The organism is Psychrobacter pacificensis (assembly GCF_900101915.1).
GTDB lineage: Bacteria > Pseudomonadota > Gammaproteobacteria > Pseudomonadales > Moraxellaceae > Psychrobacter > Psychrobacter pacificensis.
On record NZ_FNAL01000056.1, the window covers coordinates 1 to 1,500 of the forward strand.

Below are 1,500 nucleotides of genomic sequence, written 5' to 3' on the forward strand. Positions count from 1 at the left end.
GGCTGTAGCGTCCGCGTTTGGTGGTCATATCTTCTCTCCAGTCTTGGTGATAGTATAACCTCTTATCTACTGTCCTATTTCATTATGCCTCTACAGTCACAACACCAAAGCCAAGCTCATTGAGCTAATCCAGTCCTCTACTGACTTTCTAGTCATTCACTCTACTTTCATAGGTAAATGGTGCATTGTCAATGATGATGGCTATACTCATCTTTTTCTAGAAATTAAAGAGGCTTTGAAACGAGGTGTTCAAGTTTATATTTTATGGGGCAAAAGTAATGCAGAAGAAACAGATGAAAACTTTGAAAAATCAGATAGTGAAGATAAGGCTGTTGAAAAAAAATTAAGAGATTTTAATGAAAGCTGCCACCAGGAAGGCATGCTAAATGTTGTAAATTATAATGACTTCAGACGTACCGACTCGCATGCAAAGTTCGTTATAACCAATCATGTAGACAAGGGGTTGTGTACTATGGTCAGTTCATGCAACTTCTTATATGCAAAATTTGAAAGATTTGAGGCGTCAGTTGTTGTTTGCAATGATCAATTTACTAAATATTTTTTAGAGATCGCTGCTAATATTTGCTGTGGAAAAAGCACTTTTGACAGCAAAGTGCGTAAGGAGTTTCGGGGGCTTTCAAGCAATATAGCTGATACGCCAAATGACGTTGATATTCCTAACAATGAAAAGCTGGAGCTGCGATTAGTGCTAAAGCACCAGCATCATAGTTATATTGACTTAGCCGCTCAAGCAAAAAACAAGATATATATTATAAGTGACTTTATAAACACCTCACCTATAAGGCCTATATTTGATGCTTTAAAAAAGTCGGAAGCTAAAAAATATTATTATTACTCTAAGAAATCAAGTTATATCGATCATTCAGAAATTGTTGAGATGCATGATGATCTGAAGTCTGCCGACTCTCTATCTCAATTGGGTGCGCATCATTCCAATAGTCATGCCAAGGTATTAGCTTGGGATAATAATGACTTGCTGATTACTAGCTTAAATTGGCTGTCTGCAAGTGCCCCTAATAACCTTGTAGAGATTTACCATGAAATAGGTGTTTATGTTCAAGGTTGGGATGTAGCTAAAGATTTTATTAAAGTATTTAGAAGTCTTTAAATCCAAATTAACGCTATGAATTAACGAAAAACGATTTTGAGACAGTACAACTTGATAGCCTAAACGATTTGCTAAGCGTGTTGATCAGCTCTAGGAGCGTTATTAGCTCGGTTTAGTTGTAGGTAACGCCCTAAACGAAAAACAGCCACTTATAGCGGCTGTTTTTTGATGCTGGCAGGTGTAATAGTTATTCCTCCATGCGCTGATTTCTGAGATAACCGATGTATTCATCACAGAGTTCATCGGCGGCTTTATTGGCAAAATTGGACGGATCATCGTAAGCATCCGACCATCCCATCTTTTCCTCACTTAAAAAATGCGAGATAGTGTCCACGATTAATAATCGTGGACACTAACATGACAACACAACC

At 37.5% G+C, this 1,500-nt stretch carries 1 protein-coding gene; it reads left to right on the forward strand.

Translation table 11 applies throughout. The features are described from left to right. Positions 1-127 precede the first annotated feature (127 nt). Positions 128-1,129 carry a phospholipase D-like domain-containing protein gene (locus tag BLR43_RS13410; RefSeq protein ID WP_265088267.1) on the forward strand — a complete coding sequence of 334 codons (1,002 nt, stop codon included), beginning with the start codon at positions 128-130 and terminating at the stop codon, positions 1,127-1,129. The last annotated feature ends 371 nt before the right edge of the window (positions 1,130-1,500 follow it).